Genomic DNA, 14,861 nt, shown 5'->3' with positions numbered 1-14,861 from the left:
CCCGGGCGGGCCCGTGGGGTCGGCCGGGCGGGGGAGCCCGGTGCGTACGGACGTGAGGGGGAGCGGGACGTGAGGCTGACGGGCTGGTGGAACCGGCGGAGCGATCCGGAGAAGGTCGAGCTCTACACCCGCTGGTCGTACCACTCGTTCACCCTGATCGAGGTGGCCTCGATCGGCCTGGGGATGCTGGGCCGGATGGCGCCGCCCCTGGGCGGCTGGCTGTTCCTGCTGGTGGTCGCGCACGCCGTGCTGGGCGGGGTGCTGGCCTCCCGGGCGCTGGACTGGACGGTGGGGCGGCGGGCCCGCCCCGTCCGGCTGATGGTGGCGCACGGCGTCACGTCCTGCGCGCTCGCGGCGGCGGCACTGGTGGTGTACCGGTTCGGCGGCGCGGACGCGGGCGAGGTCGTGCCCACCATGGTGGTCGGCGTCCTGGGCTTCGGGATCGGCGGGCTGGTACTGGGCCTGCCCCGGACAAGGCACATGCTCTGCCTGGTGCTGGCGGCGGCGGCCGGTACCGCGCTGCTCTGCGGGGCCCTGGGGCTGAGGCCCGCGGAGGTCGGCGGGTTCACGCTCGGCGTCCTGGTGGCCGGGGTGTTCCTCGCGGCGACCAGCGGGTTCTCCGGCTGGCTGCTGCGGGCGGTGTGGGAGCTGGACGCGGCGCGGGAGCTCCAGGCGCGGCTCGCGGTCGCCGAGGAGCGGCTGCGGTTCGGGCGCGACCTGCACGACGTGATGGGCCGCAACCTGTCGGTGATCGCGCTCAAGAGCGAGCTGGCGGTGCAGCTCGCCCGGCGGGGCAGGGCGGAGGCGGCGGTGGAGCAGATGGCCGAGGTGCAGCGGCTGGCACAGGAGTCCCAGCGGGAGGTGCGTGACGTGGTGCGCGGTTACCGGGAGGCGGACCTGCACACGGAACTGGAGGGCGCCAGGGCCGTGTTGGCGGCCGCCGGGATCGCCTGCGCGGTGGACGTGGCGGGACCGGAGGACGCGGCGGGCCCGGCGCTGCCGGCGCGGGTGCAGTCGGCGCTCGCGTGGGTGGTGCGGGAGGGCACGACGAACGTGCTGCGGCACGGGGACGCGCGGCGGTGCTCGGTGTCGGTGTCGGTGTCCGTGCCGGTGGGCGCGGAGGAGGGGTGCGCGGTGCTGGTGGTGGAGAACGACGGGGCCGACGGGGACGCCGGGGCGGGTTCCGGTCCCGGGTCCTCCGGTTCGGGTCGCGGGCCGGGCGCCGGGCCGAGGGGCGTGCCCGGCGGGGTGTCTGGCGGGGTTTCGGGCGGCGGATCGGGACTGGCCGGGCTGCGGGAGCGGCTGGCCGCGCTGGACGGCACGCTGGAGGCCGGCCCGGTGGGCGGCGGGCGGTTCCGGGTCACGGCGCGGGTGCCGGTACGGGCGCCGGGCGCGGCGGCCGTCGCGGAGGCGGTGCGGTGAGCGCCCCCGTACGCGTCCTGCTGGCCGACGACGAGCACCTGATCCGGGGCGCCCTGGCCGCCCTCCTCGGACTGGAGGACGACCTCGTGGTCGTCGCCGAGGCGGCGTCCGGTCCCGAGGCGCTCGCCATGGCGCGGGCCCACCGGCCGGACGTGGCCGTGCTGGACCTCCAGATGCCCGGCGCCGACGGTGTGAAGGTCGCCACATCACTGCGGACCGAACTGCCCGGCTGCCGCACCATGATCGTCACCGGCCACGGGCGTCCCGGTCACCTGAAGCGGGCCCTCGCGGCCGGGGTGCGGGGCTTCGTGCCGAAGACCGTCAGCGCCCAGCGGCTCGCCGAGATCATCCGTACCGTCCACGCCGGGAACCGTTACGTGGACCCCGAGTTGGCCGCCGACGCGATCTCGGCCGGGGACTCGCCGCTGACCGCCCGGGAGGCGGAGGTGCTGGAGCTGGCGCTGGACGGGGCGCCCGTCGCGGAGATCGCCCAGCGGGCCTCCCTGTCCCCGGGGACGGTACGGAACTACCTGTCGTCCGCAGCCGCGAAGCTGGGGGCGGAGAACCGTCATACGGCGGCGCGTCTCGCCCGCGAGCGAGGTTGGGTATAGTGGTCTCGCGCTACGGCGCATGCGGACGTAGCTCAGTTGGTAGAGCGCAACCTTGCCAAGGTTGAGGTCGCGAGTTCGAGCCTCGTCGTCCGCTCCATGGAAGCCCCCCGGCCGGTCGGCCGGGGGGCTTCGTCGTCGCTAGCTCCAGCTCGTGCCGGTCAGCAGCTCGTACGCCTCCAGGTACTTCGCCCGGGTCGCCGCCACGACCTGCTCCGGCAGGGGCGGGGGCGGCTGCTCGCTCTTGCGGTCCCAGCCCGAGGCGGGCGAGGTCAGCCAGTCGCGGACGTACTGCTTGTCGTACGAGGGCTGCGCGTGGCCCGGCTCCCAGGCACCGGCCGGCCAGAAGCGGGAGGAGTCCGGGGTCAGCACCTCGTCGGCGAGGACCAGACCGTCGCCTTCCCGGCCGAACTCGAACTTGGTGTCGGCGAGGATGATCCCGCGGTCCCGGGCGATCTCACGGGCGCGGGAGTAGATCGCCAGGGTCGACTGGCGGAGCTGGGCGGCGGTCTCCGCGCCGACCTGGCGGGCGACCTCCTCGTACGACACGTTCTCGTCGTGCTCGCCGACGGCCGCCTTGGTGGCGGGGGTGAAGATCGGCGCGGGCAGCTCGGAGCCGTCGGTGAGGCCCTCGGGGAGCGCCAGGCCGCAGACCGTACGGGACTCCTCGTACTCGGCGAGGCCCGAGCCGGTGAGGTAGCCGCGGGCCACGCACTCGACCGGGACCATGCGCAGCGACCGGCAGATCAGGGTGCGGCCCGCCCAGTCGGCGGGGGCGCCGGCGGGGAGCTCGGTGGAGATGACGTGGTTGGGGATGAGGTCGGCGAGCCGGTCGAACCACCAGAGCGAGAGCTGCGTGAGGACACGGCCCTTGTCCGGGATCTCGGTGGGCAGCACCCAGTCATAGGCGGACATGCGGTCACTGGCGACCATCACGAGGTCGCCCGCCTCGTTCTGGTACAGGTCGCGCACCTTGCCGGTGTGCAGATGCACCAGACCCGGCACCTGGACGGGCTCGGGCTTTACGACGAATCCGGACACGGTTCCTCCCCGTGGTTCTGTCCAATCGGCTCCGATTCTCCCGCATGCGGGGCCGGGCTTCGGCCAGGGGTCTCGCGAACCGCGCGGGAGGGTCGGGAAGGATCTTCGCCCGGGACGGGACCGGACTCCCGGTTGCGTTCTAGTCCCGTTTGCAGATGCGGTCCAGGAGGTTGGCCGTGGCGCGCTGGATACGGAGGTCGACATGACCCGGCCGGTCCAGGGCGGGTGACCAGGCGAAGGTGCCGGAGGCGAAGACCAGGGCGCCCGAGGGGGCCCGGTAGAGGGACGTCTCCTGATGGCGTACGTTGCCGTCGCCGTCCCGGTAGGGCGAGTGGGCCAGCAGGATGCGGCGCCGGTGCTCGGGAAGGGCGGTGCGCGGGAAGTACCGGTCGGCCTCGCCCGCGACCAGGCCGGGCAGTTCGTCGCCCTCACCGGCGCCGGTGGCGTCCCAGAGCCAGTGCTCGGCGTTGCGGACGACCATCGGGTGCGGTTCGGGCACCCGGCCCGCGTACTGGATGCCGAGGAGCTGCTGCTCGGGCCGGTCGACCTCGCGCCACAGGGCGGGCTTGCCCGGCCCGCGTCGTTTTCGGCAGGTGAGGAGGCGGTCGGGGACGCCGGAGGGGGACGGCGACAGCTCGACCTGCCAGTACATGGTGTTGGCGGACAGGAACACCAGCGAGGTGCCCTGGTCCCGGGCCTGCTCCACCGTGCGCCGCATCGGGACCGACCAGTACTCGTCGTGGCCGGGGAAGACCAGGCCCCGGTACTTCGTCGGGTCGATGCGGCCGGCGTGGAGGTCACGGGCGTCGGCGTACGCCAGGTCGTAGCCGTACCGCTCGGCCCAGCGGATGAAGTCGTAGGCGTGGCCCACGTGCAGCGGGAGGCCGGCGCCCGCGTACGGACGGTCGAAGGAGACCGTGGTGGCGGCGCCCTCCTCGCCGAGCAGCCGGCCGTCCTCGTCCCAGGCGTGGTAGAGGCTGGCGCCGGTGTGCCCGTCCTCCGGATAGAGGTTGTAGGCCTGCCAGGTGACGTCGGGGAGGAGCAGGAGCAGGTCGGCGGGGTGGCTGTCGCGGACGGTGAAGGGGATGTGGGAGCGGTAGCCGTCGGCGGTGGTGAGGACCGCCACGTACGCCCCGATCGACCAGTACGACGGCACCTGGAGCCGCCAGGAGAGCCACCAGTGGTGGCAGGAGACGGTCCGGTCGGCGGTGAGCGGGGGCGGCTGGACGATCCCGGAGAGACGGGGGCTGGTGGTGATCTTGGCGGCGCCGTCCCCCGCGTAGTGACCGATCCGGTAGACGTCGACCGAGAACTGCTGGGGTGGGTCCACGGTGATGTGGAAATCGATCGCCTCCCCGGGGGCGACCGCGCCGGCGGAGGAGAAGCCCTTGATCTGGCGGCGTACGTCGTCGGCCGAGCGCGGGCCGCCGTGACCGCCGCGGGCGAGGCCGGGATCCACGTACCAGGGGACCACCTGCCCGGTGTCGCCGAAGTACTGCTCGCTGCCGCGGAGCCAGGGCAGCGGCCCCTGGCCGAACGGGTCCGTCACGGCATGGGCGAGGGCTCCCGATTCCCACCGCCGCGTCTGTTCCGCCCCCATGCTGCGCCCCTCCCTCGACTCCCCCGCGACTGTCAGTGCCGGTCTCCAGCACATCACATACCGCACGCACTCCGTCACCGTTCGTCGTTAATCGGCAAGAACGGAGGGTGGCATTCCGCTTCGGGTGCGCCGGTCGTCCGGCGGTCAGACGAGACGGACGGGCTTCTCGGGGCGGACCCCGACGGTCGCCAGCCAGGAACGCAGCGGCTCCGGATCGGCCTCCTCTATGAGGCTCAGGACCCGGGCGGAGAGGTCGGGATGGCGCTTGCCGCCGACGAGGAGCGTCGGTCCGTCGAGCCAGTCCAGGCCGGGTGCGGCACCGGCGGTGTCCACGGCGGAGCAGCACACCATGGCCGTGACGTGGTCGGCCAGCAGCTCACGCCCGCTGCGGGGCGGCTGCAACGGGAACAGCGGCAGCTCGTCCCCGCCCGGGCCCCACGCGGCGTGGTCCAGGTCGCCGGGGACGGAGATCGGGGCCGGCGCGGGGCCGTCCGGATCGTCCGGGGCGTCCGGGCCGTGGGGGGCGGGCTCCGGGGCGTCCGTGGCGGGCTCCGGGGCGTCGGGGGCCGGGGCGTGGGGGGTGTCGGCGGCCGGGGCGTCGGGGGCCGGGGCGTGGGGGGTGTCGGCGGCTTCGGTGCCGGGGGTGGGCGGGGCTTCGGCGGCCGGGGCGGCGTCCGTGGGTGCGGGGCCGGCGGTCACGGCGCCGGGGGCCGGGGCGGTGCTCGGGGTGGCGGGTCCGGTGACGGCCTCGCGGGACATCTCGGCGGTGATCGCGGCGGCGAGCGTCTCGCCGGCCGGGCCCGCGGCGAGGTGGTCCATCACCCGGGTCAGCGTCGCCTCCGCGTCCCGGTCGACCCCTAGACGGTCGAGGACCCGGTGCAGACGGGCCGCCTCCGTACGCCACTTGCGGTCGACGACCTCGTCCGGATACTGCTGCCAGTCCACCGGGGCCCAGTCCGGGCCCGCCTGCGGGGGCCCGCCGTGGAAGAGGCGGGCGGCGAGCAGCGAGGTGGCCTCGTCCACCAGGCCCGGCTCCTCCAGCAGGTCACAGGCCGGGCGCTCGCCCAGCCGGGAGGCGAATCCCTCCGCCAGCCGGTCGCGCCGCGACAGCTCGGTCAGGGCCGAGACGACGCCCGCGTCCAGCCGGGAGGGCCACCGGCCCATGCGCCAGGCGGGCAGCGCCACCCGGGTCAGCAGCCGGTCCCAGCCCGCGTACGCCAGGCCGACCTGCTCCTGGGCGGCGATCCGCAGGCCGTAGTCCACCGCCTGCGCGCGCTCCGAGGCGGCCGCCGCCACGCCCCGCTCCATCTCGGCGGCGTGCACCCGGCAGCCGCGCAGCAGCACCCGCACCACCCCGCCGGTGCAGCGGGCGCCCAGGCGCCGTACCGGATCGAGCCCCGGCCGGTCCGCCACCGCGACCGCCGCGTCCAGGCCCCGGACGAAGCGGCGGGCCGCCGCTATGTCGGGGTGGGCGGACGGCCCGGTGCCGGCCACGACGGGGGCCAGCACCGCCCGCAGCTCGGCGACCCGCATCCACCACAGGAACGGCGACCCTATGACCAGGACGGGAGGGGTGCCGGAACGGTGGACGCCCGGTATGCCCGCCCGGCCGTGCGCCGGGTGGGTGCGGTCCTCCAGCCAGCTGTCGCAGTCCGGGGTGAGCGCTATCCCGGACGGCGCCGGCACGTCCAGCCGCCCGGCCAGGTCCTGCACCAGCCGGTACAGGTCGGGGGCCGACTCGCGGGGGATCTCCACCGTCGGCGTGAGTGCCGGTCTGGCCCGCGCGATCAGGGCGCCGACCGCCACCGCGGCCACCAGCACGAGCACGGCGAGCACCGACACCGCCCAGCGCGCGGCGTCCCAGCCGGCGCCGGTCATACGGCCCGTGGCACCGCCGGCCAGCAGCACGACGGCGAGGGCCGCGGGCAGCAGCGCCACGGCGAGCGCCCGGCTGCGGATCCGCAGCACCGCCAGGGCGCGGACGCGCGCGGCCCGGGCGCCGAGCTCCTCACCCATCCCGAAACGAGCACCGGAATCGGACACGGCCGTACGTCACCCCCTTCTGCCCTGCGGCGGACTGCCTCGCGGTGTTGGTCACTCCCCCACTGTGGCACCCGCCACTGACATCGCAATGCCGGTGGGCCAAGTGCCGGAACGCTTGCGCGGCACCCTAGTTGGGGCACCGGCAGGCGTCATCCGGATGGGCCAGCCGTCACTCGATGGAATGGCTTTGGGCAAAGGTGCAGACGGTTCAGCGTCCGGGGCGGTTCACTCCCCCGCCGCCTTGCGCGCGATGTCCGTCCGGTGCTGCGAGCCGTCGAGCCGGATGCGTCCGACCGCCGCGTACGCCCGCTCGCGGGCCTCCGCGAGGTCCTTGCCGGTCGCGGTGACCGACAGCACGCGGCCACCGGCGCTGACGATCGCGTCGCCGTCCCGCCGGGTCCCGGCGTGCAGGACGTACGCGTGCGGGGCGTCCTCGGCGGCGACCTCGTCCAGGCCCTCGATCGGGTCACCGGTGCGGGGCGTGCCGGGGTAGTTGTGCGAGGCGACGACCACGGTGACGGCGGCCTCGTCGCGCCAGGTCAGCGGCGGCTCGCTGTCGAGGGTGCCGTTGGCGGCGTGCAGCAGCACCCGGGCGAGCGGCGTCCGGAGGCGGGCGAGGACCACCTGGGTCTCGGGGTCGCCGAAGCGGGCGTTGAACTCGATGACCCGCACGCCGCGCGAGGTGATCGCGAGGCCCGCGTACAGCAGGCCCTGGAAGGGCGTGCCGCGGCGGCGCAGCTCGTCCACGGTCGGCTGGAGGACGCTCGCCATGACCTCGTCGACCAGCTTGGGGTCGGCCCAGGGGAGGGGCGAGTAGGCGCCCATGCCGCCGGTGTTGGGGCCCTCGTCGCCGTCGAGGGCGCGCTTGAAGTCCTGGGCGGGGGTGAGCGGCAGCACGGTGGTGCCGTCGGTGATCGCGAAGAGGGAGACCTCGGGGCCGTCCAGGTACTCCTCGATGACCACCCGGTCGCAGGAGCGCGCGTGGGCGCGGGCCTGCTCGACGTCCTCGGTGACGACGACGCCCTTGCCGGCCGCGAGGCCGTCGTCCTTGACCACGTACGGGGCACCGAAGGCGTCGAGCGCCCCGTCGATCTCCTCGTGGGTGGTGCAGACGTACGAGCGGGCGGTGGGGACGCCGGCGGCGGCCATCACGTCCTTGGCGAACGCCTTGGAGCCCTCCAGCCGCGCGGCCTCCTTCGAGGGGCCGAAGCACGGGATGCCGGCGGCCCGTACGGCGTCGGCGACACCCGCGACGAGCGGGGCCTCCGGGCCGACCACCACGAGGCCGGCCTCCAGGTCGGTGGCGAGGCGGGCCACGGCCGCCCCGTCGAGGGCGTCGACCGGGTGCAGCTCGGCGACCTCCGCGATTCCGGCGTTGCCGGGCGCGCAGTGCAGAGCGGTGACGTCGGGATCGAGGGAGAGAGAGCGGCACAGGGCGTGTTCGCGGGCGCCGCCGCCGATGACGAGGACCTTCACGCCAGCCAGGGTAGCCCGCGGGGCGGCGCGGTTTTTGTGCGGGCCACCGAGGAGGGCCCCGCTACTCGTTCGTATATTCCTCCACCACCGTCGCCCCGAGCTCGCGCACGATCAGCTCGTGGCCGGAGAGCGCCGAGTCGACGAGGTCGGGGTCGTCGTCCTCCGGCATGTCGTCCTCGGGTCTGACCGGCGGGCGGGCGGGCGGGGTCCGCGGGGGTTCCGGCGCGCTCCCGCCGGGGGCCTGGGCGGGGGGCCGGGGCGCCGAGGCCTCCGGCGCCCGCGGTACGGGCCCGGGGGCGGCCTGCGGCGCGGGCGCGGGCGCCTGGGGGCGGCCGCCGTAGCCGCCGCCACCGCCGTACCCACCGCCGCCGTATCCGCCGCTTCCGCCGCCCGGGGCGGGCGGGGGCGCGGAGCCGCCCGACGGGTCGACGATGGCCTCGATCTTCCACTGGACGTTGAACTGCTCGGCGAGCGCCTGCTTGAGGACGTCCTCGCTGCCGCTGCTCGCGAAGTTGTCGCGGGCCCCGGCGTTGAGGAAGCCGAGCTGGAGGGTGGTGCCGTCGAAGCCGGCCACCTGGGCGTTCTGGCTGAGCAGGATCCAGGTGAAGCGGCGGCGGTTCTTGACCGCCTCCAGGATGTCCGGCCACATGTTCCGCACCTGGGCGGCGCCCTGCGCCATCCCGGGACCGCCTGCAGGCGGGGCGGCGGGCGCCGGCGCGGCCGCCGCGGGGCCGGGCGCGGGCGCCGGAGGCTCGGGCCGGGCGGCGGGGGTGGCGGACGCGGTGGGCCAGGCGCCCGGCCGGCCGCCGGACTCCTGGGACCCGGGCGCGGCGGCGGAGGGCCAGGCCCCGGGCCGGGACGCGGCGGGCGGGGCGGCGGGCGCGGGGCCCGGCTCCGGCCCGGCCGCGGGAGCCGGCGCGGGGGCTTCGGGCGCGAGTGCGGGCGGCGCCGCGGCGGCCGGCGCGCCGGTCACGGGCGGGGTGGCGGGCGCGGGCACGGGTCCCGGAGCCGGGGCCTCGCCCGGTCCCCGTACCGCCGCACGGGCCGCCGCGGGTCCCCCGCCCGGGACGGCCGGCGCCACCTGGTCGTGGGCCTCGGGCCCGGGGACGTACCCCATGGCGGGGCCGGGGCCCGTCGCCTGGAAGGCGGCGCCACGGACCGCCGAGCCGCGCTCCAGCCGGTCCAGCCGGGCCAGCAGCGACCGCTCGTCGGTGAAGGCGGCGGGCAGCAGCACCCGCGCGCAGATCAGCTCAAGCTGGAGCCGCGGCGAGGTGGCACCGCGCATCTCGGTGAGCCCGGTGTTCACGATGTCGGCCGCCCGGCTGAGCTCGGCGGCGCCGAAGACGGACGCCTGGGCCGCCATCCGCTCGACCACGTCGGCGGGAGCGTCGATGAGGCCCTTCTCCGCGGCGTCCGGCACCGCGGCCAGGATCACCAGGTCGCGCAGCCGCTCCAGCAGGTCGGCCACGAACCGCCGCGGGTCGTTACCGCCCTCGACGACCCGGTCGACGACCTCGAACGCGGCGGCCCCGTCCCCGGCGGCGAAGGCGTCCACCACCGAGTCGAGCAGCGAGCCGTCCGTGTAACCGAGGAGGGCCGTCGCCATGGCGTACGTCACACCGTCCTCGGCGGCACCGGCCAGCAACTGGTCCATGACGGACATCGAGTCACGCACCGAGCCCGCGCCGGCGCGCACGACCAGCGGCAGCACCCCGTCCTCGACGGGGATCCGCTCCTTGCCGCACACCTCGCCCAGGTACTCCCGCAGCGTGCCGGGCGGCACCAGCCGGAACGGGTAGTGGTGCGTGCGCGACCGGATGGTCCCGATGACCTTCTCGGGCTCGGTCGTGGCGAAGATGAACTTCAGGTGCTCCGGCGGCTCCTCGACCACCTTCAGCAGGGCGTTGAAGCCCGCCGAGGTGACCATGTGGGCCTCGTCGATGATGTAGATCTTGTACCGGCTGCTCGCCGGGCCGAAGAAGGCCTTCTCCCGCAGGTCACGGGCGTCGTCCACGCCTCCGTGCGATGCGGCGTCGATCTCGATGACGTCGATCGACCCCGGCCCGTTCCTGGCCAGGTCCTGGCAGGACTGGCACTCGCCGCAGGGCGTCGGCGTGGGACCTTGCTCACAGTTCAGACAGCGGGCGAGGATGCGCGCGCTGGTCGTCTTGCCGCATCCGCGCGGCCCGCTGAACAGGTACGCGTGATTGACCCGGTTGTTCCGCAGGGCCTGCTGCAACGGGTCGGTGACATGCTCCTGCCCGATGACCTCGGCGAAGGACTCGGGACGATAGCGGCGGTACAGCGCAAGGGACGACACCCTTACGACGATATCGGGCCCCACCGACAATCGACCCGGCCCACCGGACCGCTCCCCCGGCAACGCAAGCGCCCCCCACGCACCCGCCAGAGCCGACCTACCCTTGCTGCCTTCCGGCCCTGGGGGAGTTCAGTCAGATAGCGCCACGTGAGGGGCTGCGCCCAGACTACCTGATCCACGACGGCCCGGGGGCACCCCGGGTCACCTCGGGAGGCGGCCGGGGAAGAGGGTTCGCGAGCACTCCTCAACGTCTTGTATTGTTTGCGGCGGAGGATTCGCCTAGAGGCCTAGGGCGCACGCTTGGAAAGCGTGTTGGGGGCAACCCCTCACGAGTTCGAATCTCGTATCCTCCGCCAGTGCCTCACCGGGCACGATGTCGAAGGGCCCCACCGTTCGCGGTGGGGCCCTTCGACGTGTCTCAGGCCTCGTTGTCCGGGTCTTCGTCCACAGCGGTCGTCCCGGGGGCTGCGTATCGCGGGGCGCCGTGCGCGCCGAGAGCGCCGGGCCGGCGACGTGCCGCCGGCCCACCGGGACGAACGGCCTGACTCAGGACGGCTTGGACTCGGACACCGAGGTGACGGTCGCCTTGTCGTCGCACATCACGATCGCCCGGGCGTCGTCCATCTGGACCTGGTGCTTGCCCGATCCGGGCAGGCCGACGATCAACGAGGGGTAGGAGGCCGGCTCGGCGCCGGACTCGCAGTAGCCGTCGGCCTCGCCCTGGACCTGGACGAAGGTGAGCTTCACCCATGCCTTGCCACCGGGTGCCAGACGCACCGTCGAGGCGGAGCCAGTTCGCGTCACCGCCAGCGGCCGGTTCATGTCCGGCCGCGTCATTCCCGCTGCGGCCACCGTGGGGAATCCCTGGACGGTGCAGGGACGGCCGGAGGTGTTGGTGAACCCGACCACCACGGCTCCCGTCCCCGTGCCGGGCGGGTAGGTCGACGCCTGCTGCGTCTCCCCCTTGAGGTCCTTGTCGGCACAGGTGGGGGCCGCACCACCGGAACCGGCATCGCTGCCGCCGGAGCCCCCGGACGAGGAACCTCCCGCAGGGTCGGCCGGCGGCACGCTCGTCCCGCCGCCCTCGGAGGCGGCGGGGCCGGGCGCACCCGAGGGCTTCCCGGTCACGGACGGCGTGGCGGAAACCGTCTCCTCGCCGGCCGGCTGGCATGCCGCCGCCAGCAGGGTGGCCGCCGAGACGAGGGCCAACGCCGCCGCCCCTCTGCCGATGCCGTTCCTGTACCGCATGAAGCCCCCCAAGGATGTGGTTACCGTGCCGGTCCAGCGCCCGCACTCCCCCAGGTACACAGGCGGAACCGCGCGGCGGTTGCCCGGACCCCGCCGTCGTGACACTGCGGTGACACATCCGGGACGGGGTGGTGGAACCGCTCCGGCGCCGGCTCAGAGGGCCGGACCGCATCAGCGGTCGCCGGGGACGGGGCCCGACGGGCCGGAACCGGTGGGTCCGGTGCGGCCCGCGGGCGGGTGGTCAGTCGACCGCGTCGGTCGCGCGGCGGCGTACGGCCAGTACCGCGCCGCCGCCCAGGAGCACGGCGGCCGCGCCGGCGAGGGCGACCTCCGGCATGGCGGAGGAGGAGCCGGTGGCGGCGAGGGTGCCGGCGGTGGTGACGGTTCCCGTGGTGACGGGCACCGTGGAGACCGCACCCTGCGCCCGCGGGGCGGGGGTGACCGCCGGGGTGGCGGTGGCGCCGGGCCGGGGGGCCGCGGCGACGACGTCGAAGGGGTACTCGTGGTACTCGGGCGTCCCGCCGCACGACCGGTCGTCGTTGAGGTAGTCCGCGGCGATGGAGGCGACTCCGGCGCCGGCCGGGGTCTTGGCGCCGACCTTCATGCGCAGTCGGACGTCGGCGTGGGCGCCGGCCGCCAGCGTCTCGACCGCGCCCGCGTAGTGGTCGGCGTCCACGTCCTGCCAGTCCGGGGAGCCGGCCGTGGACCACTCGACGTCGAGCAGGTCGTCTGCGGCCTCGACCTCCACGTACGGCCAGACCTCGTCCAGGGTCCGGCCGGTGCCGTTGGTGACGCGGACGGTGAAGTCGACCGTCGTCCCGGCGGTGACCTTCGCGGGGAGTCCGGTGGCGGTGACCGTGAGCCGGTCCTCGGGGACGCAGGCGCCCGCCTCGGCCTCCTTCCTGGCGTCGGCGAGCGCCTTGTCGGCGGCCTCCTTGGCGGTGAGGGCCTTCGCCTTCTCCTCCCGCGCCAGGTGGACGCGCCGGGCGGCGGCCACCCGGGCGTCGTCCCGGTCCTTGCCTGCCTTCCGCGCCGCGGCGTCGGCGGCGTCCCGGGCGGTGGCGGCGGCCTCGGCGGCGGTGACCGCGTCGGCGACGTCCTTCTCCGCCCGGGCCCTTTCCGCCTGCGTGGCGGTCTCCGGCAGCGCGGCGAGGGCGGCCCGGGCCGCGGCCAGTTCCGCGTCGGCGGCCCGCTGGTCGGTGGCGGCCGTGGCGGCCTCCTCGGCCGCCTTGTCGGCGGCCAAGGCGAGCGGAGCGGTCTCCGACAGCGCGTCGGCGAGCGCCCGGGCGGCGGCCTCCTCGGCGGCGACGGCGGCGTCGTACGCCTTCTGTGCCGCGGCGGCCGCCTTCTCCAGCTCCGCGAGGGAGGGCGTGGCGGCCTTGGCGGCCTTGACCGCTGCGGCGCCCCGGTCGGCCGTGGCGGCCCCGGCGGCCTTGTCCGCGACCGGCCGGCCGAGGGGCGGTTCCTGGGCCGGCGGCGCCGCCGGAGCCGTCTCCGCGAACGCGGGCGGGGCGCAGAGCAGTGCGGCGGGGGCGGTCACGGCGGCGACGGCGGCCGTCGCGAGGATACGGCGGATCTTCACAGGAGCCCTTTGGTCGGAAGGTCGGGAAGCCGACGATGATCGTATGACCGGGGCGGTGGACGGAGGAGCGATTTCGCCCGAACGGCCGTGCCCCCGCTGCCGGGAGGGCGACGGACACCGCCAACGGGCGCACTCGCCCGGCGCTCCGCGCGGGTTCTTGTGAGGCTCATGACCGTCAGAGGTGAGGGGGCCGAGCCCCGAGGACGAGGAGCCGCAGCATGAAGTACCTGGTGATGGTGCAGGGCACCCAGGCCGACTACGACGCGATGGGCGGCGGGGCCTCCGCCGGCGGCCCGGCCTGGAGCGAGGAGGACATCCGGGCGATGTTCGCCTTCATGCAGGGCCTGAACGACGAGCTCGCCCGGACCGGTGAGCTCCTCGACGCCCAGGGCCTCGCCGCACCGCGCCTGACCCGGCTGGTCGGCCTGGACGAGGACGGCCGGCCGGTGATCACGGACGACCCGTACGGGCCGGCCGACGTGCTGATGGCCGGGTACTGGGTGCTCGACTGCGCGAGCCTGGAGCGGGTCACCGAGATCGCCACCCGCATCGCCCGGTCCCCGCAGCCGGCCGGCGCCCCCGACCACCCGGTCGTCATCCGCCCGGTCATGGAGGGCGGGGAGGAGGAACTGCTCGCCGGGTGAGGCGGACCCGGCGGGGCGGCGGCGGCACCGCCCCCCGTCCCGGGCACCCGGCCGTGCGCGGCCGACGGGAGCCGCCCCGCCCCGGTGCCCGTCGTGCGGCCCGCCCCCACCGGCGCGATCATCGACACATGACGACCACGATCCACCTCGCCCAGCAACCCGAGGCCGACGAACTGCTGGGCCGCAGTCCGCTCGCCGCACTCGTGGGGATGCTGCTGGACCAGCAGGTCCCCATGGAGTGGGCGTTCTCCGGCCCGTACACGATCGCCCGGCGCATGGGCTCCGACGACCTGGACGCACACGCGATCGCGGCGCGGGACCCCGAGGCCTTCGCCGCCCTGCTGTCCGAGAAGCCCGCCGTGCACCGCTACCCGGGCTCGATGGCCAAGCGGGTGCAGCAGCTCTGCCAGTACCTCGTGGACGAGTACGGCGGTGACGCGAGCGCCGTCTGGTCGGACGCCGCCACCGGTGGGGAGCTGCTCGCCCGGCTCCTCGCGCTGCCCGGGTTCGGCAAGCAGAAGGCGCAGATCTTCCTGGCCCTGCTGGGCAAGCAGTACGGCGTGCGGCCGGAGGGCTGGCGGGAGGCGGCGGGCGCGTACGGCGAGGAGGGCGCGTACCGCTCGGCCGCCGACATCACCGGGCCGGAGTCGCTCGCCCGGGTCCGCGCGTACAAGCAGGAGGCCAAGCGCGCCGCCAAGGCCGCCGGGAAGGCCGGGGCCTCGACGGACACCGGTGGCACCAAGGGAGCCAAATCGGCCCGGAACACGGGACCTTCGGCGGCGGAGTGACACGTTCCGTGGCCAAACGTACGGAAAATCACGTGAGTTGAGGCACATCTGTTCACAGGAGCCTGGGAGATCGCTAGCTTCCCTTCAAC

Annotated in this window: 11 protein-coding genes, 2 tRNA genes and 1 other RNA gene; 6 read left to right on the top strand and 8 right to left on the bottom strand. The window is 75.2% G+C overall.

Translation table 11 applies throughout. The features are described from left to right. The first annotated feature begins 69 nt into the window (after nucleotides 1–69). From ACF068_RS26700 to ACF068_RS26690, 3 genes are all read left to right on the top strand, one after another. Nucleotides 70–1,422 (top strand): sensor histidine kinase, encoded by a 1,353-nt coding sequence (locus ACF068_RS26700; RefSeq protein WP_392276838.1) that lies wholly within the window; start codon nucleotides 70–72, stop codon nucleotides 1,420–1,422. Then, nucleotides 1,419–2,033 carry a response regulator gene (locus tag ACF068_RS26695; protein WP_392276837.1) on the top strand — a complete coding sequence of 205 codons (615 nt, stop codon included), beginning with the start codon at nucleotides 1,419–1,421 and terminating at the stop codon, nucleotides 2,031–2,033. Before ACF068_RS26700 ends, ACF068_RS26695 begins: the two co-directional genes overlap by 4 nt. A gap of 21 nt (nucleotides 2,034–2,054) precedes the next feature. After that, a tRNA-Gly gene (locus ACF068_RS26690) sits at nucleotides 2,055–2,130 on the top strand. Nucleotides 2,131–2,171: 41 nt separating this feature from the next. Here ACF068_RS26690 and ACF068_RS26685 read toward each other — a convergent pair. The 6 genes from ACF068_RS26685 to ffs all read right to left on the bottom strand — a co-directional run bounded on the left by ACF068_RS26685 (nucleotide 2,172) and on the right by ffs (nucleotide 10,670). Continuing rightward, a complete protein-coding gene (locus ACF068_RS26685) occupies nucleotides 2,172–3,071 on the bottom strand; it encodes a phosphoribosylaminoimidazolesuccinocarboxamide synthase (protein WP_392276836.1) in 900 nt (299 codons plus the stop codon). Between the two features lie 139 nt (nucleotides 3,072–3,210). After that, entirely contained in the window at nucleotides 3,211–4,671 is a 1,461-nt protein-coding gene (locus ACF068_RS26680; RefSeq protein ID WP_392276835.1) for a N,N-dimethylformamidase beta subunit family domain-containing protein, read from the bottom strand. A 144-nt stretch (nucleotides 4,672–4,815) separates the two neighbouring features. Then, complete coding sequence (locus ACF068_RS26675) at nucleotides 4,816–6,687, bottom strand: hypothetical protein (RefSeq protein ID WP_392276886.1); 1,872 nt, start codon at nucleotides 6,685–6,687, stop codon at nucleotides 4,816–4,818. A gap of 252 nt (nucleotides 6,688–6,939) precedes the next feature. Then, nucleotides 6,940–8,190, bottom strand: coding sequence for a phosphoribosylamine--glycine ligase (gene purD, locus ACF068_RS26670; protein ID WP_392276834.1), 1,251 nt, complete (start codon nucleotides 8,188–8,190; stop codon nucleotides 6,940–6,942). 61 nt (nucleotides 8,191–8,251) lie between these two features. Next, nucleotides 8,252–10,510, bottom strand: coding sequence for a DNA polymerase III subunit gamma and tau (locus ACF068_RS26665; protein ID WP_392276833.1), 2,259 nt, complete (start codon nucleotides 10,508–10,510; stop codon nucleotides 8,252–8,254). Nucleotides 10,511–10,571: 61 nt separating this feature from the next. Further along, nucleotides 10,572–10,670, bottom strand: an RNA gene (gene ffs, locus ACF068_RS26660) — signal recognition particle sRNA small type. A gap of 108 nt (nucleotides 10,671–10,778) precedes the next feature. On the opposite strand from ffs, the gene ACF068_RS26655 reads away from it, so the two are divergent. Then, a tRNA-Ser gene (locus tag ACF068_RS26655) sits at nucleotides 10,779–10,866 on the top strand. Nucleotides 10,867–11,056: 190 nt separating this feature from the next. On the opposite strand, the gene ACF068_RS26650 is transcribed toward ACF068_RS26655, so the two are convergent. Beyond that, entirely contained in the window at nucleotides 11,057–11,758 is a 702-nt protein-coding gene (locus ACF068_RS26650) for a DUF4232 domain-containing protein (protein WP_392276832.1), read from the bottom strand. A gap of 241 nt (nucleotides 11,759–11,999) precedes the next feature. Next, nucleotides 12,000–13,340: an LPXTG cell wall anchor domain-containing protein gene (locus ACF068_RS26645; RefSeq protein WP_392276831.1), complete on the bottom strand. Its 1,341-nt coding sequence runs from the start codon at nucleotides 13,338–13,340 to the stop codon at nucleotides 12,000–12,002. A gap of 218 nt (nucleotides 13,341–13,558) precedes the next feature. Here ACF068_RS26645 and ACF068_RS26640 point away from each other — a divergent pair, with 218 nt between their 5' ends. Both ACF068_RS26640 and ACF068_RS26635 read left to right on the top strand, forming a co-directional pair. Beyond that, entirely contained in the window at nucleotides 13,559–13,984 is a 426-nt protein-coding gene (locus tag ACF068_RS26640) for a YciI family protein (RefSeq protein WP_392276830.1), read from the top strand. Nucleotides 13,985–14,112: 128 nt separating this feature from the next. Beyond that, on the top strand, nucleotides 14,113–14,772 hold the full coding sequence (locus ACF068_RS26635; RefSeq protein ID WP_392276829.1) for an HhH-GPD-type base excision DNA repair protein: 660 nt from the start codon (nucleotides 14,113–14,115) through the stop codon (nucleotides 14,770–14,772). Nucleotides 14,773–14,861: the final 89 nt, after the last annotated feature.

Origin of the sequence: Streptomyces sp. NPDC016309, assembly GCF_043077235.1 — a bacterium.
In the GTDB taxonomy this organism is placed as follows: domain Bacteria; phylum Actinomycetota; class Actinomycetes; order Streptomycetales; family Streptomycetaceae; genus Streptomyces.
Note: the sequence above shows the minus strand (reverse complement) of the source record. Positions and strands in the feature narration are given on the sequence as shown.

What these genes read in the sequence shown, in the direction of transcription:
- ACF068_RS26680 (WP_392276835.1), bottom strand. Translation starts at nt 4,671, where the DNA reads ATGGGGGCGGAACAGACGCGGCGGTGGGAATCGGGAGCCCTCGCCCAT.
- ACF068_RS26675 (WP_392276886.1), bottom strand. Translation starts at nt 6,687, where the DNA reads ATGGGTGAGGAGCTCGGCGCCCGGGCCGCGCGCGTCCGCGCCCTGGCG.
- ACF068_RS26650 (WP_392276832.1), bottom strand. Translation starts at nt 11,758, where the DNA reads ATGCGGTACAGGAACGGCATCGGCAGAGGGGCGGCGGCGTTGGCCCTC.
- ACF068_RS26640 (WP_392276830.1), top strand. Translation starts at nt 13,559, where the DNA reads ATGAAGTACCTGGTGATGGTGCAGGGCACCCAGGCCGACTACGACGCG.
- ACF068_RS26635 (WP_392276829.1), top strand. Translation starts at nt 14,113, where the DNA reads ATGACGACCACGATCCACCTCGCCCAGCAACCCGAGGCCGACGAACTG.